The sequence below is a fragment of the Corallococcus carmarthensis genome (assembly GCF_003611695.1).
Taxonomy (GTDB): Bacteria; Myxococcota; Myxococcia; order Myxococcales; family Myxococcaceae; genus Corallococcus; species Corallococcus carmarthensis.
In genome coordinates this window covers 21,559-39,399 of the sequence record NZ_RAWE01000077.1, presented here as the reverse complement: position 1 = coordinate 39,399, position 17,841 = coordinate 21,559, and the positions used below count along the sequence as shown (strand labels likewise).

Genomic DNA, 17,841 nt, shown 5'->3' with positions numbered 1-17,841 from the left:
CCTCCCGCCCCTGTCCCACACCGCGTGCCGCCGCTGGTCCCGGACGTGGAAGACATCCAGCGCGGGTATGAGCAGCTGGAGTGCGAGGAGCGCGTCGTCCGGGGCACGCCGGTGCGGCTGTTCACCTTTCCCCAGGGCAACAGGGATGTATCGCGCACGGTGGTCTGTCTTCCGGGGCTGGGCGCCAGTGGCCGGTCCTTCGCGCCCATGGAGCCGCTGGCGCAAGCGTGGAACCTGCTGTTGTGGACGCCGCCCCTGAAGACGCCCGCGACCCATACGCCGCTGCAGTGGAACCTGTCGGTGCTCAACCACCCGGAGGCGGGGCTGCCGGAGCGCTTCGCGTTGATGGGGTCTTCCTATGGCAGCCTGGTGTCCATCGCGTATGCGTTGGAGCACCCGGAGCGGGTGAAGGCGCTGGTGCTGGTGTCGCCGGTGGCCAGCGTGCGCCGGGTGCGGCGGCTGGCGTTGACGCTGTCCACGCTGGTGCGGGCGCCCCGGCCGCTGGCGTATGTGTTCGCGCCCACGGTGGCCCGCGTGCTGGGGGGCCGGTGGCTGCCGCCGGAGGCGCGGGCGGAGATCGTGCGCGAGGCCCGGCGCATGTCGTCGCTGGAGCTGATGCGGCGGCTGCGCGACATCCTGGCCGCGGACTTCCTGCACCGGCTGGGGGAGCTGCGCGTGCCCACGCTCGTCATCGAGGGGGGCCGCGACCTGCTGGTGCCGCCGGCGGCCGCGCGCGACGTGGCGGCGCACGTGCCGGGCGCCCAACTGGAGTTCCTGGAGGCGGCCAGTCACCTGCCGTACATGAGCCACCCGGAAGCGTTCAATGCACGCGTGTCCGACTTCCTCTCGCGGCACCCTGACTGAACAGGCGTTATCTCTATCGTCGGGGGAAATCCGTATGACGACCGCCGCCGATCAGCTGTCCCGTTCCGCGCTGCTGTTCCTGTCGCGCCAGTCCAACCTCAAGGACGTGGCCACGCGGCTCAAACCCTTTCGCCAGCTGGCGTCCCGCTTCATCGCGGGGGAGACGCTGGAGGAAGCGGTGGACGCGGTGCGGGCCCTGACGGCGAAGGGGCTGATGGCCAGCTTCGACCACCTCAACGAAGCGGTGCGCTCGCCCCAGGAGACGCGCGATGAGGTGCGGCATTACCAGCGGCTGCTCGCGCGCATCGACCAGGTGGGCGTGAAGGCCAACGTGTCGATGAAGCTCACGCAATGCGGCCTGTTGTTCGACCGGAACCTGGCGCTCCAGAACGCGCGGGCGGTGGTGGCGGACGCGGCGGCGCGGGATTCCTTCGTGCGCGTGGACATGGAGGAGAGCGCCGTCACGCAGGTGACCCTGGACATCGTGCGGGACCTGCACTCGGAGTTCGGCGAGCCGCACGTGGGCGCGGTGCTCCAGAGCTACCTGCGGCGCACGGAGGAGGACGCGAAGGCCCTGTGCGCCGAGCGCATCCGCATCCGGCTGTGCAAGGGAGCCTACCTGGAGGGTCCGGACGTGGCCTTCCCGGACAAGAAGGACGTGGACGCGAACTTCGTGCGCTGCATGCGCATCCTGTTGGACAGCGGCGTGTATCACGGCATCGCCACGCACGATGAGCGGATGATTGACGCCACGCTGGAGTACGCCGCGCGCCAGCATCTGCCCAAGGGCGCCTTTGAATTCCAGATGCTGTATGGCATCCGGCGCGACCTGCAGGAGCGGCTTGCGAAGGAAGGCCATCCGGTGCGTGTCTATGTCCCGTATGGGAAGCACTGGTATCCGTATTTCATGCGCAGGCTGGCGGAGCGCCCGGCCAACCTGTGGTTCGTGATGCGCAACCTGATGAAGGGATAGGCCATGAGGAACCCATACGCCGCCGCGTATGTCGCCGGGGCCGTGGGCACCGGGGCGCTGGGATTGCTGGTCAGCGCGCGCAATGCCTCGCTGGGCCATCCGCCGCCCTACGCCGCGCGCCACATCGCCCGGCAGGTGCTGAGCCGGCTGTTCCGCCGGAGGATGTCGCGGCGGGAGGCGTCGCGCTGGGCCTTCGCGCTGCGCGCGGGCTACGGCCCCCTGCTGGGGATGGGCTGGGGCCTGGTGCGGATGCGGACGTCGAAGTGGCCCCTGCTGGGCAGCGGCGTCCTGTTGGGCCTGGGGGTGCTGGCGTTCGAGCGGATGGCGTTTCCCCTCTTCAAGGCGACGGCGCTCGCGAGCACCTGGTCGCGCGCGGAGCACGTCTGGCTCTTCGCGCAGACGGCGGTGTTCGGGGTCGTCACCGAGGCGACGATGCGCCAGCTGGTGAAGGAAGAACCCGCGACCCCTTGAGCGCGGGGTCACTGACGGCCGGGGGGCTCCGGGCGCGCGTCCTTCTTGCCGTGTCCGAGCGGTCCGCGCCGGGCCTTGTCATGGGCCATCTCCGGCCGCCCTTCCGCCAGCCAGGCGATGGCATGGGCGGAGCTGGGGATGGTGAGCATCAGGAACGCGGCGACGAGCAGCCCTCGCAACAGGAGCCAGCCGTCCCCCGTCGCCAGCGTGGCGCCGATGATGACCAGCGCCCCGCCGAAGGGGACCGCGCCCGCGGCGTGCACACGCGTGAGCACCGAGGGCAGGCGGTACATGCCGATGACGGCGCAGGTGATGAAGAGCAGGCCCAGCGCCACCAGGCCGTCGGACACCCACTGCTGAAGGGCGGCCATCATCGCCCGTCCTCCTCGTCGTGAAAGGCGCGGCCGTGGTGCAGGAGGCGGGCGCCGGCCACGGTCTGCACGTAGGAGAGCAGGGCCAGCACCAGGGCCGCGTCCAGGTAGCCGGCCTCACCGCGCGTGGCGCCGTACAGGGCCAGCACCGCGCAGATGACCAGGCCCAGGGTGTCCACGGACATGAGCACATCCGCGGCGGAGCGCTGGCGCGAGGCGAGCAGCACCAGCGCGCCCAGCAGGCCCACCATCCACACGATGGCCAGGGTGAAGAAGGTCTCGTGCATCGCGCCCGCCTCCCTAGGGGAACACCGCGCGCTGGTAGCGCTGGTAGAAGGTTTCCTGCTGCCGGACCAGCGTGTCCGGATCCGATGCGTCCAGCGCGTGCATGCGCATCACGCGCTTCTCCCAATCCAATTCCAGCAGCACCGTGCCCGGGGCCAGGGACATCACCCACGAGGACACCTGCACGCCGCGCGAGGTGCGCTCGCCCATGGGGACCTCCACCACGCCCGCCTGGTTCGCGAGCTCGCGGCGGCCGAAGATGACCTTGAGCACCTGGAAGCAGCTCCTGGTCACCAGCACGGCCAGGGCCCAGCCGAAGCGGGGCAGGTGCAGCGTGCGCCGCCAGTACTCGCGTGCGCCCAGGGCCGGTGGCAGGCCGGCCAGTGGGAACAGGCGCACCACGCCCGTGGCCAGCACCACGCCCAGCGCGAGGTCCACCGGGTGGAAGCTGCCCACCACCAGCGCGTACAGCAGCGCCAGGGCCAGCACCTGCGCGATGAGCCGGGGGTTCATGAGAAGGCCCCCTCGCACGAACTCGCGCGCGGTGAGCGCGGATGTGACGGCCCCTTCCGGAGGACGCTCGGGGTCATGGCAGCGTCCCCAGTCCCTGGATGGCGTCGCGCCCGGCGCGCAGCAGCGGCTCCGGCCACAGGCCCACGGCGATGAGCGCCAGGGACAGCGCGTACACCACCGCGCCCGTGCCCCGGTGCAGGGCCGCGCCCTCCTTCAACCACCGCTCGCGCTGGTAGGCGCGGAAGAGGGCCAGCAGCGACAGGGCGCTCGCCAGCACCACCAGCCCCGCGAGCGCCGTGTGCCCCTGCTCCAGCGCCGCGCGCAGCAGCCAGGCCTTGGACCAGAAGCCCGCCGTGGGCGGCACGCCCGCCGTGCTGAAGGCCGCCACCGAGTAGGCCCTGCGCGCCCGCTCACCACCCCGGTCCTGCGCCAGGAACAGCGCCGTCTTGTCCACCGACCCGGCCAGCGCCAGCGCTACCGCCGCGCACAGGCCTTCCCGTCCATCCAGGCTCAGCGCGGCGATGATGAGCCCCGCCTGCGTGATGGACGCGTACGCCAGCACCTCGCGCGTGTCCCGCCGGGAGAGCGCCAGCACGGAGCCATAGAGGATGCTCGCCGCGCCCAATATCTCCAGCAGCGGCCGGGCCTGCGCCAGCACCTGCGGCATCACGTCCACGCCGAAGCGCAAGAGCCCATAGCTGCCGATGTTCGCCAGCGCCCCCGCGAGCAGCGCCGCCACCGTGGGGCCCGCGTCCCGGTACACGGCCGGCGCCCAGAAGTGGAACGGGAAGAAGCCCAGCTTCACGCCGAACGCGCACAGGAGCAGCGTGCCCGGCACCACCAGCGCGAAGGGCTCCCCCGCCTGTCCCCACGCGATGATGGACAGCATGTCCAGCGTGCCGGTGGTCAGGTACAGCATCACCACCGCCGTGAGGAACAGCGTGGACCCCATCAGGTTCACCACCACGAAGGTGAACGCGGCGCGCAGGTTCCGGGGCTTCTCGCCGTACGACGCCAGCGCGAAGGCGGCCGTCATCGCCAGCTCGAAGAAGACGTAGAAGTTGAACGCGTCCGACGTGAAGAACACGCCCGTGAGCCCCGCGCCCAGGAAGACCACCAGCGCGGGGAAGCTGCGCGACGTGATGCCCCCGGCCACGTGTTCGTACACGAGCGTGCCCAGCAGCACCGCCGTGGACACCAGCGCGAACACAATGGACAGCTGATCCGCGCGCAGGCGGATGCCCACGCCCACCGGCCAGTCCCCGGTGACGAACTGGGGAGCTTGCGCGCCCCAGGCCTGGGGCAGCAGCCACGCCGTGCACACCAGCGTCCCCGCGAGCCCCAGGATGGCCAGCCACGCCACCCACGCGCGGCGGCCGTCCAGGAACGCCAGCACCGCGCCCAGCACCCACGGCAGGAGCAGCGGTCCCCAGAGCGGCATCAGTGGCCCTCCTCCTTCTCCACGGCGTGCACGCGCTTGAGCTCCGCTTCCACCAGCCGGTCCGTGCGCAGCGACCCGTGCGCCCGCTGCGTGCGGTGCACCAGCGTGAGCAGCAGCGCGGACACCGCGAACCCGATGACGATGGCCGTGAGCGCCAGCGACTGGAGCACCGGGTCCGTCACCGGCCAGCCCTTCTGCACGCTCAGCGCCTCGCCTCGCACCGGGAAGGAGCCCGCGAGGATGAGCAGGACGCTGGAGTTGGTGATGAGCACCGTGCCGCACGCCACGCGCACCAGCTCGCGCTCCAGCACCATGCGCACGCCACACGCGAACAGCAGGCCCACCACCAGGGACGCGATGAGGATCATGGCCCGGACTCCTCTTCCGTTCCGGTGCGCAGGGCGAAGCGGTCGATGACGGTGACCACCAGCCCGAAGACGATGAGCATCAGCCCTCCCTCGAAGACGAGCGCGGTGTGCAGGTGCAGCCCGCCCACTCCCACCTCCGGCTGATCCGGGCGTGGAAAGAGGCTCATGGGCGTGTAGCCCCCGAGCACGGGCAGGAACGCGGTGCCCACCACGAGCAGCAGCCCCACGCCCGCCAGCGGCGCCGCGTACCGCACGGCCACGTAACGCCGCGCCTGATCTCGGCCCGCCACCACGTACTGGAGCAGCACCGCCAGCCCCGCGAGCGCCCCGGCCGGAAAGCCGCCGCCCACCGACGCGCCGCCCTTCAACCAGAGCGCCAGCGCGATCATCAACGACGGCCACAGCAAGAGGCGCGACAGGGGCGGGACGAAGGACCGCATGGGCTTCAGCGCCTCCCCTTCTTCAGGCCCAGGAGGCTGGTGACGCCCAGCAGCGCCGCCACCACGACGCTCATCTCCCCCACCGTGTCCAGGCCGCGGAAGTCGGTGAGCACCGCGGCGACGACGTTGGGCGAGTGCGCGGCCTCCGCCAGCTCCACCGTGCGCTGGCCCACGCGCTCGGCCTGGAGGTGGGACAGGGCGCTCCAGCTCAGGAGGAAGGCGCTCGCGCCCGCGACCCCGGCGGCGAGCCGGTCGCGTCCGCGCGGCTTCTGGGACTCCTTCTGCGCGCGCCTCAGCCGGGCTTCCGGGAGCAGGGCCAGCAGGCCCGCGAAGAGCAGCGTGAAGGTGGTCTCCACCAGCACGGAGGTGAGGGCCACGTCGGGCGCGGCGGCGAAGGCGAACACCATGGCCAGGCTGAAGCCCACGCAGGAGATGAGCAGCACCAGCATCAGGTGGCCCTTCGCGCGCAGCGTGGCCAGCGCGGCGGCGGACGCGAAGGCCAGCGCCATCACCAGCGTCACGTCCGCCCACCCCACCGTGCCCACCATGAAGCGGGCGCGCAGCGGCGTCACGCCCAGCACCGCGATGCCCAGCAGGCCCGTGGGCACCAGCACGGAGGCCACGCGGTCACGCAGGTCGCGCACCTCCTTCTCGTGCAGCCACGTGGACAGCCGGTCCAGCAGGTGCAGCAGCAAGCGGTAGCCTCGCTCCGCCCCGAGCAGGGCCGTGCGCCTCAGCACGCGGGAGAGCCCGGGCGTCCACGCGCGGCGCGTGGCGAACAGCGCCGCTCCCAGGACCCATGCGCCGACAGCGAGCAGGTTCTCCGCGCGCGCATCCAGGTGGTACGCGAGTTCCAGCGTGGAGGGCTCGCCGCGCATCGTCTCCGCGGCGGCACGGGCGGGAGCGACGAGCAGGCCCGGCAGAAGGCCTCCCAGGAGGATGAGGCCCGCGAGCACGACCACGGGCGCCACGAGCAACCGGGGCGCGGCGGGCACGTCGCGGCGCGGTCCACCGAAGAGGCCCCACCACAGGCGCAGCGTGTACGCGAGCGTCAGGCCCGCGCCCACGAGCCCGGCGGCCATGACCACGGGGCCCTCTTTCGCGAGCGCGTGGAAGAACACCTCGTCCTTGAAGAAGCCCGCGGTGAGGGGCAGCGCGGAGAGCCCCGCCGCCGCGACCGCGCTGGCGCCCGCGAGCACGGGGAGCGAGTGGCGCAGGCCACCGACCTCCGACAGCTTCTTCTTGCCGGTGACCTGGGTGACAGCGCCCGCGGTGAGGAACAGGGCGGCCTTGCACGGCGCGTGGATGGCGACGTAGAGCGGCGCGCCTTCGGAGCCCAGCGCCACCAGCACCAGCGCGTAGCCGTACTGCGCGATGGTGGAGTACGCGAGCACGCGCTTGAACGGATCCGCCACCAGGGCCATGAGGCTGCCCAGGCCCATGGACAGGAAGCCGATGGCGAGCAGGCCGTCGCGCACTTCCGTGGCGGGGGCGAACAGCGGGTAGAGGCGCTGGAGCAGGAAGACGCCCGCGGCGACCATCGCGGCCGAGTGCAGGTACGAGGACACGGGCGTGGGCGCGGCCATGGCGCGTGGAAGCCAGAAGTGGAACGGCACCTGTGCGCTCTTGCCCAGCGCGCCCACGGCCAGACAGACCAGCGCGCCGGTGGACGCGGGGTTGCTCGCGGCGCGCTCGATGACGAGCGGCAGGGAGAAGGTGCCGTACTGGAGGCCCAGCGTCATGGCGCCCGCGAAGAAGACGACGGAGGTGGCGCCGGTGAGCACCAGCGACAGGAGCGCGGCGGCGCGCGACTCGGGGTCCTCGCGGTCGAAGCCGATGAGCAGGTACGAGACGATGGTGGTGAGGTCCAGCGCGACGAAGAGCAGCAGCAGGTCATCCACGGTGACGAGCAGCACCATGGCGGCCATGAACGCGAGCAGCAGCTCGTGGAAGCGCACCTCCTCGCGGGGGGACCGGCCCTCCTCCGCCAGGTGGTGCGGCAGGTACGCGCGCGAGTACACGACGACGAGCGCGCCAACACCCAGCGCCATCGCGGCATAGAGGCCGGACAGGCCGTCGCGCGTGAACTCCAGTGACAGGCCCCAGGTGGGAGCCCAGGGCAGCACGACGCGCGCGGGCCCCTGCGTCCATCCGTGGGCCAGCACCCCCAGCGCGGCGAGGGCCCCCGAGGCGCCCACCCACGCCGCGGCTCCAGTGCGCCAACGGCCCGCGACATACGCGAGCGGCGCGCACGCCAGGGCCAGGAGGATGGGCAGGAGGATGGACATGGGCGAAGTGGCCCACGTTAGGAGTGGCCCGCCGACGCAGGCACACAACCGTCAGGCCCTCTCGCGGAGCGTCACCCCGAGGTCACTCGTGGAGCAGGCGCCGTGCGCTGGTGGACAGCGCGGCGGACTTCGCGGCTCAGGCCAGCAGCTTTTCGAGGACGGTGAACAACCGCTCGCAGTGCGGAGCCTTGGCACGGACCTGGGCGGGGTCCACCTTCCCCAACAAGTCCGAGCAGTGATGAATCTTGTGGTACTCGCCCTTCTGCGTCGCCTTCGTCGCTGTCACCAGCGCAGGTTCGAGTGCCGCCTTTGGGACTGACTCCACGTTGGTCGCCTTGGGCAAACGGCCTACTGCGAAGTTCTTGCCGTAGTACTGCTGGAGCGTACCTAGGTCGGCCATGAGCCAGGCCTCGACGGTCTGGACCATCAGATGGCATGAATCGTCAGAGGCGCTCTTTGGACGCAGCCACGGGTCCCGCGTCGCAAGATGGGCCCATGGCGCCTTGCTCACCGGTCCCTCTGAATCCACGAGCAGGATGTTGAACGCGGAAGGGTGGTCCTTGAGCGCCTGCTTGAAGCCCTTGAACGCGGCATCACGCGGCCCACACATGACGAACACCCATCGAACGTTGTTGCTTCGACCATGCTCAACCAGGGTGCCGAAGAACTTGCTGAATCCAGCCCGAAGCCGTTCCTTGCCGTACCGGGTATCGCCTCCGCCCTCGATGTAGAGCCGGATCTCCCTTACCAACGGTTCCCTCCCAACTCGCCCATCCTCCACACCTCGCCCAGTCCATACTTCTTCAGCCACTCCGAGAGCTTCGCCTTCTCCAAGCGACGCAGCGTCGTCCCGGTTCCATCCCTTTCGCAGACCACCACGGCTTCTGGGACTTCTGACAGGGCCGAAATCAACGTCTCCGAGTGCGTCGTCACGATGAGTTGCGTGCGGGTGCTCGCCTCCACCAGTAACCGCCCGACCTCAGGAAGAATGTCCGGGTGCAGCCCAAGCTCTGGCTCCTCGATGCAGACCAGTGGCGGAGGCGTGGGATGGCAGAGGAGCGTCAACAGGCAGAGGTATCGCAAGGTGCCATCAGACAAGCGCGTTGCCGGCACGGAGGCGTTCAGGCCTTCCTCCTGGAAGAACACCTGGACGGTCCCTCCTAAGATGCGGACCGAGTAGTCCCTCACTCGTGCGTAGAGAAGCTTCAGGTTCTCCAGCAGAAGCTGTTTCATGCCCCTGGCTTCCAGGTCACTGAGGACGAGGCACAAGTTGCTCGCATCCTCCAACAAGAAGTCCCCCCGCAGATCCACTCGTTGGGGAAGCCGTGGGGGTGTGTACCGTCCCATGTTCCATTCACGGTGCAGCGAGAAGCTGCCCAGCAACGAATTCACGTAGGTCAGCTCTGGATACACGTCCGGGTCGCGTCGCTGCGACAAGATGGACTGCTCCGAACTGATCCGAGCGTTCTGCAAAAGTCTAAATTCACGCCCCTGCCTAGAACCAGGCTTGGCGCTCAACTTTTTCCGCAGGCTGATGACGGGCTGGCCAGCGTTGTACCGATAGAAGCCTGGCGACGTTTGAGCCGACTCTCTTGGTGGTTCAATCGAAACGACTTCGTCAACCAAATTGAGATGCTGCCCTGCGGCCGAGAAGGCCAGCTCGTAGCGTAGTGGCACATCTCCTTCGGGGTATTCCAGAACAACTTCCACACGAGCCGTAGGCAGCTTCGAGTCCTGGCCCCCTTTCCACAACCACTCCGTCACGCCTCCACCCTCGCGAATAGGATCTAGAAGGTTGCCGGGCGTTGCCCTCAGCAGCCCCAGCGCCTCGATGAGGTTGGACTTTCCGGACGCGTTCGGACCAATCAGGACGTTGAGCGCCCGAAGGGGGAAGGCTTCGGAGTCAGGTCCGAAAGAAAGGAGGTTCTGGAGACGGATGCTGCGCAGCATCCCGCCACTCTACCCGGGACCCCATTGCTCCGGTCTCATTCCGCGTCCTTTCCGTCTCCGCAAGGACGCTGCCTTCCGGTGCTACAGCGTGTCCAGCAGCTCCCGGCACTCTCGACGCCAGTGGAGCGCGGTGGCGGGGACGGGGTTCACGCGCACGGAGCCGTCCGTGGGCTCTCGCGACAAGAGGCGCACCTCTTCCGGACGCACGTGCTCCAGCAGGTCCGGCGAGTGCGTGGCCAGCACCACCTGCACCGGCTGGCCTCCCGTGGACTCGCCTCGCGTCATGGCGCGCAGCAGCTCCAGCACCTCGCGCACCAGGCCCGGATGCAGGGCGCGCTCCGGCTCGTCCAAAGTCAGTAGCTCCGGCAACGGCCGCTGATAGGGCAGCACCAGGAACGCGAGCAGCCACAGCACCCCGTCCGACACGTGCTCCGTGCCGAACCACACGTCCGGGCTCCAGCGGTCGCGGAAGCGCAGCCGGAAGGAGCGGTCCTCCAGGTCGCGCGACACGTCCACCTCCGACAAGGACGGCACGCGCTTCGCCAGCTCCTTCGAGATGACCTCCCGCGTGGACATGGGCAGCGCCGCGAAGACGCTCGCGAGGTTGCCGCCCTTGCGCTCCAGCCACGTCGCCTTCGCGGACGAACCGCCCCCGCGCAGCGCCTCCATGCTCAGCGACAACTGCTGCGTGGAGTGGCCCTGGCCGGGCAGCGTGTCCATCACGCTGAACGGATACTCCACGCGCGTGCGGTCGCCGTGCACGTACGTCCACTCGATGGAGAGCGGACGCGATTCATCCCGCCGCCAGAAGTCCGACGGCTCATACGCGAGCTGATGCTGGAGCCCTTCCAGCATGGCGGTCTTCCCCGATGCCGAGGGCCCCACCAGGACGGTCATTGGCTCCAAGGCGAGCTGCACGTGAAGCAGGCACCGGAAGTGCTCGAAGCGAACGGAGGCAATCACGGCCGCGAGACTAACGGCCTCCCCCCAGGGGCCGTCCATGGCTCCGCCTGGACCCATGCCCCAACGAGGGGTGTCCTCCACGCCCTCCAGGCGGCCAGGCCCTTCCCCGGAGCGGCCTTCGCCACGAGTGAATCAGGTCCCCTCCGCGCGTGGCCGTTCCTACTTTTGACGCAGGAGGATCAGCCCGGAACAGGAGCAGGGGATGCGGACGCGGAGACGGACCCGAGCCGTGGACCTCGCGGTGGTGACGTGGAACCCCCTGCGTGACGCCGTGCTTCCGGGCGCGCTCGCGGGGACCCTGGGCGCCTTCGCGATGGCGGTCCTCGCCTGCGCGTTCTCGGCCGTACTGCATGGCGAGCCCTGGCGGCCGGCGCTCCTCGTGTCCGGCCTGTTCTTCCGCGATGGCGCGGCCCGCGGTGCCGGGGCGGTGCTGCTCGGGCTGTGCATCCACTTCGCCGTGGCGGGCGGACTGGCCACGGGCTTCACGCTCCTGCTGCCACGCCGGGGGACCGCCGTCGCGGCGCTCTGTCTGGGACTGCTCTACAGCCTGGGCCTCTGGGCCATGATGACCTGGCTGGTGATTCCCTTCGCATCGCCACCCCTCTCGCGCGAGGCCCCTTCCGCGCTGCTGTTCCTCCTGCACATCGCGTTCGGCGCGGCGCTCGGAACGGTGCCTGCCTTCCGGGATGTCTTCACCCGCGTGGACCGGCTGCGCCGTCAGCTCCGGGCCCTGAGGACCACCCCGCCCTGACGCTCACGGCTCCCGGGGCCCCGCGGGCCCTGACGGGTGCGCGCCTCCCGGGTCCTCCAGCCTCCCCGGCAGGGGCTCCACCGGAAACGGACCCGGCGGAATCGTGGGCCGGAAGCGCGTGCGTGTCTCCAGCACGCACACCGTCAACAGCACCGCCACGAACACCACCGACGTGAGCAGCACCAGCCCGTTGCTCGCGCGCTGCTCGCGCAGGTGCATGTAGAACAGGGCAATCAACAGCCCCTTCGCCCCCGCGATGAGCAGCGCCACCGGCAGCGACCACGCGCCGTGCGGCAGCCGGTGCAACAGGTACGTCAGCGCCGTCAACGCGAGCAGCACCCCGCCCACCGCCAGCACCCCAGCCACGCCCAGCTGACGCCCCGGCCTCTCCACCGCGTCCTCAGTCACGCGCCCCCTCCTCATGCCAGGTACAGGATGGGATAGACGAACAACCAGACGACATCCACCAGGTGCCAGTACATGCCGCCCAGCTCCACCGGCGTCGCGTACCCCGCACCGAACGTCCCCGACGCGGACCGCACGCCCAGCACCGTCAGCACCCCCACGCCCACCGTCACGTGCAGCGCGTGGATGCCCGTCAGCAGGAAGTACAGCGTGAAGAAGAGGCTCGCGCCCACGCGGGGCACTGCCTGGAACCGGTACGCGTCTCCCGGCAGCCCGCCCTCCTTCACGTGGTGCGCGTACTCCACGCCCTTCACCGCCAGGAACACGACGCCCAGCAGCGCCGCCGACAGCAGCAACGCACCCCCCAGCCCCGGCTTGTCCCCACGCACCGCGTGCACCGCGAGCGCCACCAGCACGCTGCTCGTCACCAGCAGGAACGTGTTCAGCGTGCCCAGCCCCACGTCCATCGTGAGCTGCGCGGCCCGGAACACCTCCGGATACACCGAGCGATACACGCCATACGCCGTGAACAACCCCGCGAACAGCAACACCTCCGTCGCGATGAAGACCCACATGCCCAGGTACGCCGCCTGACGGCGCGCGCCCTCGGAGCCCCAGTGCTCCGTGACGGCTTCAGGCGGCATGCGGCACCTCCTCCCTCGCGTACTCGTGCGGACCCGTGGGGTACGCGGGCGGTGTGGAGAAGTTGTGCGTGGGCGGCGGGGACGCGGATTTCCACTCGAAGCCCTCGCTGCCCCAGGGGTTGTCCCCCGCGACGGCGCCGTACCGCAGGCTCCACGCCAGGTAGCCCGCGATGCCCAGGAACCCGAACGCCAGCAGCGACGCGCCCGCCGTGGACGCCACGTGCAGTGACTGGAAGTGCGGCGGATAGTCCGCGTAGCGCCGGGGCATCCCCAGGTTGCCCAGCAGGAACTGCGGCACGAACGTGGCGATGAAGCCGAAGATGATCAGCACCGCCGCGCCGTTGGCCAGCTTCGCCGGGAAGCAGCGCCCGGACATCTTCGGGAACCAGTAGTGCAGCGCCGCCAGGAACGCCATCACCGTCGCCCCCACCATGATGAAGTGGAAGTGCGCCACCACCGAGTACGTGTCGTGCCAGTGCAGGTTCAACGACGTGGTCGCGTACGCCACGCCAATCATCCCCCCGAAGAAGAGGAAGAACATGAACCCCAACGTGTAGAAGAGCGGCGCCTCCATCGCGATGGAGCCCCGGTAGAGCGTCCCCAGCCAGGAGAAGATCTTGATGGCCGTGAAGATGGCCACCAGCATCGACATCGCGCCGAACGCGCCGGAGCCGAAGGTGGACTGGCCGGACGCGAACATGTGGTGGCCCCAGGTGAAGAACCCCACGAACGCGATGCCCAGCGTGGAATAGACAATCATCCGGTAGCTGAAGGCGTTCTTGCGGCTGAAGGCACACACCGCCTCGCTGATGACGCCCATGGACGGCAGCACCATGATGTAGACGGCCGGGTGGCTGTAGAACCAGAACAGGTGCTGGAAGAGGAGCGGATCCCCGCCCCGAGCCGGGTCGAAGATGCCCGCGCCCACCACCCGCTCCAGCGCGACCAGCAGCAGCACCATGCCCAGCACCGGCGTCGCCAGCACCTGGATGATGGACGTGCCGTAGATGGCCCAGACGAACAGCGGCAGCTTCATCCACGTCAGGCCCGGCGCCCGCAGCGTGTGCACCGTGGCGATGAAGTTGAGCCCGGTGAGGATGGTGGAGAACCCGATGATGAACACGCCCAGCAGCACCGGCAGCACCGCCGTGCCCGTGGTCGTGCTGTAGGGCGTGTAGAAGGTCCAGCCCGTGTCCGCGCCGCCCTCGAACATGCCCCACAGCGTGACGCTGGCCCCCAGCACGTAGAGGTACACGGACGCCAGGTTGAGCCGGGGGAAGGCCACGTCCCGGGCGCCAATCATCAACGGCACCAGGAAGTTGCCGAAGGCGGACGGGATGGCCGGAATCATGAACAGCCACACCATGGTCACGCCGTGGAGCGTGAACATCCGGTTGTACGCCAGGTGCCCCATCACGGTGCGGCCGGGCGTGAGCAGCTCGATGCGCAGCGCCAGCGCGAACACACCGCCCACGAGGAAGAAGAAGAGCGTCAGCGCCAGGAACATCAGGCCGATGCGCTTGTGGTCGTGCGTCGTGAGCCACGACCACACGGTGCGCCCGTCCGTCAGGTAGGACTCAGCGGCCGGTGGGGACATAGACGGGCTCCTCGGCCGCGGGGATGCCCGGGCGCGTGGGACGCAGGGACTTGATGAACTCCACGAGCGCGCCGGAGTCCTCCGCGCTCAGCCGGCCGTGATAGCCGGGCATCACGGGCGCGTAGCCGGCCACCACCTTCGCGAGCGGATCCATCATGGACTCGGTGAGGTACGCCTCGTCCGCGAGCACCGCGCCTCCGCCCTCCAGCGGCTCCTGCCTGCCGTATAGCCCCAGCCACGTGGGACCGATATGCGGCGCGCCCGTGACGGTGTGGCATTGCAGGCAGCCCTGCGCGGCGGCGATGTGCTCGCCCCGGACGGCCATGGTCTCTGGCGTGCGGGCGCCGGGCAGCGCGGCCACGGGGAGGGAGCGGCGCTGCGCGTCCTGCCAGGATTCGAAGTCCGCGGGCGGCAGCACCACCACCTCGCCGCGCATCTGCGAGTGGTCCAGTCCGCAGTACTCCGCGCACAGCACCAGATGGCGGCCGGGCTTCGGCGCTTCGAACCACAGGTCCGTGTAGCGGCCGGGCAGCGCGTCGCGCTTCATGCGGAAGTCCGGCACGTAGAAGGAATGGATGACGTCGCGTGAGGTGAGCAGCAGCCGCACGGGCCGGCCCGCGGGTACCACCAGCGTGTCGATGGCGCTGGGGCCTCCGGGATAGGTGAACTTCCACATCCACTGCTTGCCGGTGACGTACACGTCCAGCGCGTCTCGCGGCGGGCTCATCACCCAGACGAACTGCCTGAAGCCCAGGACGAACCAGAGCAGGAACAGCGACAGCGGCACGCCGATGAACAGCGCCTCCAGCCACGCGGGCGCCAGCACGCGCGGCGTGGGGTCCGACGCCGTGCGCCGGTGGTAGCGCACCAGGAAGACGATGCCGACGGCGCCAATGCACGTCCCCACCGCGAGCGTGGTGAGCAGCAGGAAGTAGTGCAGGTGGTCCACCTGCACGGCGAAGGTGGAGCCCTGCTCCGGGAGGAAGAAGAGGCGGCGCAGAAGCTCGTTCATCGCGCGCCTCCTTCGGAGCCGGAGAGGAGCTGCCGCATGGCCGCGTCGATGGGCTGGTGGATGACGCCCGCGTCCGCGTCCACCCAGCCGTAGCCTTCCAGCCTCTCGCGCTGCCGTGCCTTCAGCGCGTCCGCCCGCCGGTCCAGCGTGAAGGGGGCCTGGTCCACCATGCCCACCTGCACGGTGCCCGGGGGCATGGGCAGGGGACGCTCGGACTCGGGACGCCAGAGGATCCACAGGCCCCACGCCGCGACACTGGCCGCCGCGAGCAGCCCGAGCGCCACGGCCCCGACGCGCACGAGCCATGCGGTGGGCAGCCGCTCCAGCTCCGGAGGCGGTGGGCGGGCTTCGCTCATGGCGGGCGCACCTGGAGCGAGTGGACGAGGTACGGATCTCCCACGGGCACCGGGTACGTGCCGCGCGCGAGCCAGAGTGCCGCCGCCACGGACAGCCCGCCCACGCCCACCCACGCGGTGAACGCGGTCCAGGGGATGAAGACCTGTCCCGGGTAGAGCGAGGGGAACAGCAGCCACGCCACGTCCACGGCGTGCATCGCGAGCAGCCACAGCGCCACGGCCCCCAGCACGCGCGGGCGGGACTTGAGTTCGCGCGACAGCAGCAGCGCGAACGGGAGCACGAAGTGGCCCAGCACCAGGGCCAGGGAGAGGGTGCCCCAGCCGTCTCCCATGCGGACGCGGTACCAGCCCACCTCCTCCGGCAGGGCGGCGACCCACATGAGCATGAACTGCGAATAGGCGATGTAGGCCCAGAAGCAGACGAAGGCGAACAGCAGCGTGCCCAGCCGGTGGTAGTGGCCCGGCGACAGCAAGCGTCCGAAGTGCTGCGTGTCGCGGGTGGCCGTGCCCGCGATGATCATCAGGGCCAGCGCGCCCACGAAGGCGCCGGAGAAGACGTGGACGGCGTAGACGGTGGACTGCCACGTCGCCTCCAGCGACATCATCCAGTCCAGCGTCATGAAGGAGAACGTGAGGGCCAGGGCGGGCAGCGCGCCTCCGCCCAGCCGCCGCTGCCACAGCGTCCAGCGCACGTCGCCCGTCGAGTCCTGGCGCACGGACCAGCGGTGCAGCAGGTGGCTCACGCCGCCCCAGATGAGGAAGTACAGCACCGCGCGCGCCAGGAAGAAGGGCACGTTGTTGTAGGGCCGCCGGTGTTCGAGGACATGGCGCGTGTGTTCGCCCAGGTCCGCGGACGGCTCGACCCACGGGTACAGGTGCCGCAGGCCCAGCGCGAGGGGCACGAAGAGCAGGAGGAACAGCGGCGCGGTGGCGGCCGTGACCTCCAGCGCGCGACGCAGCACCACGGGCCAGCGCGCCTTCGCCGCGTGGAAGATGGCGAGCAGCAGGAGCGCGCCCAGGCACAAGCCCAGCCAGTAGGTGAAGCCGAAGAGGTAGCCGGCCAGTGCTTCACGCACGTCGCGGAAGGCACCCAATGCGGTAGCGGCAAGACCCACGACGCCAAGCGCTGCGCTGAGGACCCGCGCGCGTTGCCCGCCCTCGAAGCGTGGGAGCACGGGAGGCGTCATGGCGCGCGGACCTCCTGGCGCAGCCGCGCCTGCACGGCGGGCGGTGCGGCCGTGAGCGGTGCGCGCTGGCTGCGGCCCAGGGCTCGCAGGTACGCGACCACGGCCCAGCGTTCATGGGGCGTGAGCTGCGGACCGTAGGCGGGCATCACGCCGAAGCCGTGGGAGATGACCGCGAAGTAGAAGCCCGGTGGATGCGGCAGGTCTCCCGCCGCGGAGGGCGCGTCCAGCCGTCCTTCCATCGCGGTGCCTCGGGGGCCCACGAGCGCCACCTGCCGGGCCCGTGCCGCGTCGCTCACCGTCACACGGCCCGCGTCCGAAGTTCCCCCGACCTGTCCACCACCCGGGCCGCCCGGTGTTCCGGACCGCGAATCCGGATCCACTCGGGACTCCGCCCACGCTCGGGGCCATCCCGCATCGCGCGTCCATGCGACTGGCACCCCAGACGGTCCCGCATCGGACGTGTCCCTGACGGCACCCCACCCGTCCACCCTCCGGGGCAACGGGAAGGCCTCCGGTCCCACCCTCGCGGTCACGGCCTGCGTTCCCGTGTACGGGGCTTCGTTCTCCGCGACGCCGTAGACCACCTGCGTCGCATGGTCGTGCGGCACGAACAACCCGGGCGGCCGGCGCTGCGGCATCTTCCTGGCGACGATGGCGTCCCCGTCCCCCGTCAGCCCGTGGCACACCGCGCACCAGGTCTCATAGGCCGTACGTCCCTCCTCCAGCAGCTCCCGCGTCAGCGGCATCGGCACGGCCTGAAGCCAGGCCCCCTCCGCATCGAGCCCCTGCGTGTCTCCGCGAGTGCGCCACTCCTGCGCCACAGTGCCCGGCACCAGGGGCCGCATCGCCCGGCCGTCCTCGAAGAACGCACTCGCGCCGAACGCCTCCGCGCGCGGCTGCGACGCCATCGGATCCGTGTCGTCGCACGCGGTCATCCCGCCCAGCAGCACCAGGAGCACGCA

General features: G+C 70.1%; 21 protein-coding genes. 4 read left to right on the top strand and 17 right to left on the bottom strand.

Going from position 1 to position 17,841, the window contains the following annotated elements:
* From D7X32_RS21275 to D7X32_RS21265, 3 genes are all read left to right on the top strand, one after another.
* A partial coding sequence (locus D7X32_RS21275; RefSeq protein ID WP_341868146.1) for an alpha/beta fold hydrolase occupies positions 1 to 864 on the top strand: 864 nt, incomplete at its 5' end.
* A 34-nt stretch (positions 865 to 898) separates the two neighbouring features.
* A complete protein-coding gene (locus D7X32_RS21270; protein ID WP_120604394.1) occupies positions 899 to 1,837 on the top strand; it encodes a proline dehydrogenase family protein in 939 nt (312 codons plus the stop codon).
* Between the two features lie 3 nt (positions 1,838 to 1,840).
* Positions 1,841 to 2,308: a hypothetical protein gene (locus D7X32_RS21265; protein ID WP_120604393.1), complete on the top strand. Its 468-nt coding sequence runs from the start codon at positions 1,841 to 1,843 to the stop codon at positions 2,306 to 2,308.
* A gap of 8 nt (positions 2,309 to 2,316) precedes the next feature.
* On the opposite strand, the gene D7X32_RS21260 is transcribed toward D7X32_RS21265, so the two are convergent.
* The 10 genes from D7X32_RS21260 to D7X32_RS21215 form a co-directional block, all read right to left on the bottom strand.
* Positions 2,317 to 2,682: a cation:proton antiporter gene (locus D7X32_RS21260; protein ID WP_120604392.1), complete on the bottom strand. Its 366-nt coding sequence runs from the start codon at positions 2,680 to 2,682 to the stop codon at positions 2,317 to 2,319.
* On the bottom strand, positions 2,679 to 2,966 hold the full coding sequence (locus tag D7X32_RS21255) for an MrpF/PhaF family protein (protein ID WP_120604391.1): 288 nt from the start codon (positions 2,964 to 2,966) through the stop codon (positions 2,679 to 2,681). The genes D7X32_RS21260 and D7X32_RS21255 overlap by 4 nt, the downstream gene beginning before the upstream one ends.
* A gap of 13 nt (positions 2,967 to 2,979) precedes the next feature.
* On the bottom strand, positions 2,980 to 3,477 hold the full coding sequence (locus tag D7X32_RS21250) for a Na+/H+ antiporter subunit E (protein WP_120604390.1): 498 nt from the start codon (positions 3,475 to 3,477) through the stop codon (positions 2,980 to 2,982).
* Between the two features lie 73 nt (positions 3,478 to 3,550).
* Positions 3,551 to 4,918: a complex I subunit 5 family protein gene (locus D7X32_RS21245; RefSeq protein WP_120604389.1), complete on the bottom strand. Its 1,368-nt coding sequence runs from the start codon at positions 4,916 to 4,918 to the stop codon at positions 3,551 to 3,553.
* Positions 4,918 to 5,286: a sodium:proton antiporter gene (locus tag D7X32_RS21240; protein ID WP_120604388.1), complete on the bottom strand. Its 369-nt coding sequence runs from the start codon at positions 5,284 to 5,286 to the stop codon at positions 4,918 to 4,920. Before D7X32_RS21240 ends, D7X32_RS21245 begins: the two co-directional genes overlap by 1 nt.
* Positions 5,283 to 5,726 (bottom strand): MnhB domain-containing protein, encoded by a 444-nt coding sequence (locus D7X32_RS21235; protein ID WP_120604387.1) that lies wholly within the window; start codon positions 5,724 to 5,726, stop codon positions 5,283 to 5,285. The genes D7X32_RS21240 and D7X32_RS21235 overlap by 4 nt, the downstream gene beginning before the upstream one ends.
* A gap of 5 nt (positions 5,727 to 5,731) precedes the next feature.
* Positions 5,732 to 8,014 carry a hydrogen gas-evolving membrane-bound hydrogenase subunit E gene (mbhE, locus tag D7X32_RS21230; RefSeq protein ID WP_120604386.1) on the bottom strand — a complete coding sequence of 761 codons (2,283 nt, stop codon included), beginning with the start codon at positions 8,012 to 8,014 and terminating at the stop codon, positions 5,732 to 5,734.
* 136 nt (positions 8,015 to 8,150) lie between these two features.
* Positions 8,151 to 8,765, bottom strand: a complete 615-nt coding sequence (locus D7X32_RS21225) for a DUF4276 family protein (protein WP_120604385.1) — start codon at positions 8,763 to 8,765, stop codon at positions 8,151 to 8,153.
* A complete protein-coding gene (locus D7X32_RS21220) occupies positions 8,759 to 9,964 on the bottom strand; it encodes an AAA family ATPase (protein WP_120604384.1) in 1,206 nt (401 codons plus the stop codon). Before D7X32_RS21220 ends, D7X32_RS21225 begins: the two co-directional genes overlap by 7 nt.
* A gap of 81 nt (positions 9,965 to 10,045) precedes the next feature.
* Positions 10,046 to 10,927 (bottom strand): AAA family ATPase, encoded by an 882-nt coding sequence (locus tag D7X32_RS21215; protein WP_120604383.1) that lies wholly within the window; start codon positions 10,925 to 10,927, stop codon positions 10,046 to 10,048.
* Between the two features lie 202 nt (positions 10,928 to 11,129).
* On the opposite strand from D7X32_RS21215, the gene D7X32_RS21210 reads away from it, so the two are divergent.
* Positions 11,130 to 11,678, top strand: coding sequence for a hypothetical protein (locus tag D7X32_RS21210; protein WP_120604382.1), 549 nt, complete (start codon positions 11,130 to 11,132; stop codon positions 11,676 to 11,678).
* A 3-nt stretch (positions 11,679 to 11,681) separates the two neighbouring features.
* Here D7X32_RS21210 and D7X32_RS21205 read toward each other — a convergent pair whose 3' ends face one another.
* From D7X32_RS21205 to D7X32_RS21175, 7 genes are read right to left on the bottom strand one after another with little or no spacing between them, the layout of a single operon-like run.
* Positions 11,682 to 12,086 carry a cytochrome C oxidase subunit IV family protein gene (locus D7X32_RS21205; RefSeq protein ID WP_244239115.1) on the bottom strand — a complete coding sequence of 135 codons (405 nt, stop codon included), beginning with the start codon at positions 12,084 to 12,086 and terminating at the stop codon, positions 11,682 to 11,684.
* Positions 12,087 to 12,097: 11 nt separating this feature from the next.
* Positions 12,098 to 12,727 carry a cytochrome c oxidase subunit 3 gene (locus tag D7X32_RS21200; protein WP_120604380.1) on the bottom strand — a complete coding sequence of 210 codons (630 nt, stop codon included), beginning with the start codon at positions 12,725 to 12,727 and terminating at the stop codon, positions 12,098 to 12,100.
* Entirely contained in the window at positions 12,717 to 14,324 is a 1,608-nt protein-coding gene (locus D7X32_RS21195; RefSeq protein ID WP_120604379.1) for a cbb3-type cytochrome c oxidase subunit I, read from the bottom strand. Before D7X32_RS21195 ends, D7X32_RS21200 begins: the two co-directional genes overlap by 11 nt.
* Positions 14,305 to 15,336 (bottom strand): cytochrome c oxidase subunit II, encoded by a 1,032-nt coding sequence (gene coxB, locus D7X32_RS21190; protein WP_120604378.1) that lies wholly within the window; start codon positions 15,334 to 15,336, stop codon positions 14,305 to 14,307. The genes D7X32_RS21195 and coxB overlap by 20 nt, the downstream gene beginning before the upstream one ends.
* Positions 15,333 to 15,692 carry a hypothetical protein gene (locus tag D7X32_RS21185; RefSeq protein ID WP_120604377.1) on the bottom strand — a complete coding sequence of 120 codons (360 nt, stop codon included), beginning with the start codon at positions 15,690 to 15,692 and terminating at the stop codon, positions 15,333 to 15,335. The genes coxB and D7X32_RS21185 overlap by 4 nt, the downstream gene beginning before the upstream one ends.
* A complete protein-coding gene (locus D7X32_RS21180; protein ID WP_120604376.1) occupies positions 15,689 to 16,879 on the bottom strand; it encodes a hypothetical protein in 1,191 nt (396 codons plus the stop codon). The genes D7X32_RS21185 and D7X32_RS21180 overlap by 4 nt, the downstream gene beginning before the upstream one ends.
* Positions 16,876 to 17,838 carry a c-type cytochrome gene (locus tag D7X32_RS21175; RefSeq protein WP_244239114.1) on the bottom strand — a complete coding sequence of 321 codons (963 nt, stop codon included), beginning with the start codon at positions 17,836 to 17,838 and terminating at the stop codon, positions 16,876 to 16,878. Before D7X32_RS21175 ends, D7X32_RS21180 begins: the two co-directional genes overlap by 4 nt.
* Between the last annotated feature and the right edge of the window lie 3 nt (positions 17,839 to 17,841).

What these genes read in the sequence shown, in the direction of transcription:
- D7X32_RS21270 (WP_120604394.1), top strand. Translation starts at nt 899, where the DNA reads ATGACGACCGCCGCCGATCAGCTGTCCCGTTCCGCGCTGCTGTTCCTG.
- D7X32_RS21265 (WP_120604393.1), top strand. Translation starts at nt 1,841, where the DNA reads ATGAGGAACCCATACGCCGCCGCGTATGTCGCCGGGGCCGTGGGCACC.
- D7X32_RS21260 (WP_120604392.1), bottom strand. Translation starts at nt 2,682, where the DNA reads ATGATGGCCGCCCTTCAGCAGTGGGTGTCCGACGGCCTGGTGGCGCTG.
- D7X32_RS21255 (WP_120604391.1), bottom strand. Translation starts at nt 2,966, where the DNA reads ATGCACGAGACCTTCTTCACCCTGGCCATCGTGTGGATGGTGGGCCTG.
- D7X32_RS21250 (WP_120604390.1), bottom strand. Translation starts at nt 3,477, where the DNA reads ATGAACCCCCGGCTCATCGCGCAGGTGCTGGCCCTGGCGCTGCTGTAC.
- D7X32_RS21245 (WP_120604389.1), bottom strand. Translation starts at nt 4,918, where the DNA reads ATGCCGCTCTGGGGACCGCTGCTCCTGCCGTGGGTGCTGGGCGCGGTG.
- D7X32_RS21240 (WP_120604388.1), bottom strand. Translation starts at nt 5,286, where the DNA reads ATGATCCTCATCGCGTCCCTGGTGGTGGGCCTGCTGTTCGCGTGTGGC.
- D7X32_RS21235 (WP_120604387.1), bottom strand. Translation starts at nt 5,726, where the DNA reads ATGCGGTCCTTCGTCCCGCCCCTGTCGCGCCTCTTGCTGTGGCCGTCG.
- mbhE (WP_120604386.1), bottom strand. Translation starts at nt 8,014, where the DNA reads ATGTCCATCCTCCTGCCCATCCTCCTGGCCCTGGCGTGCGCGCCGCTC.
- D7X32_RS21220 (WP_120604384.1), bottom strand. Translation starts at nt 9,964, where the DNA reads ATGCTGCGCAGCATCCGTCTCCAGAACCTCCTTTCTTTCGGACCTGAC.
- D7X32_RS21210 (WP_120604382.1), top strand. Translation starts at nt 11,130, where the DNA reads ATGCGGACGCGGAGACGGACCCGAGCCGTGGACCTCGCGGTGGTGACG.
- D7X32_RS21200 (WP_120604380.1), bottom strand. Translation starts at nt 12,727, where the DNA reads ATGCCGCCTGAAGCCGTCACGGAGCACTGGGGCTCCGAGGGCGCGCGC.
- D7X32_RS21195 (WP_120604379.1), bottom strand. Translation starts at nt 14,324, where the DNA reads ATGTCCCCACCGGCCGCTGAGTCCTACCTGACGGACGGGCGCACCGTG.
- coxB (WP_120604378.1), bottom strand. Translation starts at nt 15,336, where the DNA reads ATGAACGAGCTTCTGCGCCGCCTCTTCTTCCTCCCGGAGCAGGGCTCC.
- D7X32_RS21185 (WP_120604377.1), bottom strand. Translation starts at nt 15,692, where the DNA reads ATGAGCGAAGCCCGCCCACCGCCTCCGGAGCTGGAGCGGCTGCCCACC.
- D7X32_RS21180 (WP_120604376.1), bottom strand. Translation starts at nt 16,879, where the DNA reads ATGACGCCTCCCGTGCTCCCACGCTTCGAGGGCGGGCAACGCGCGCGG.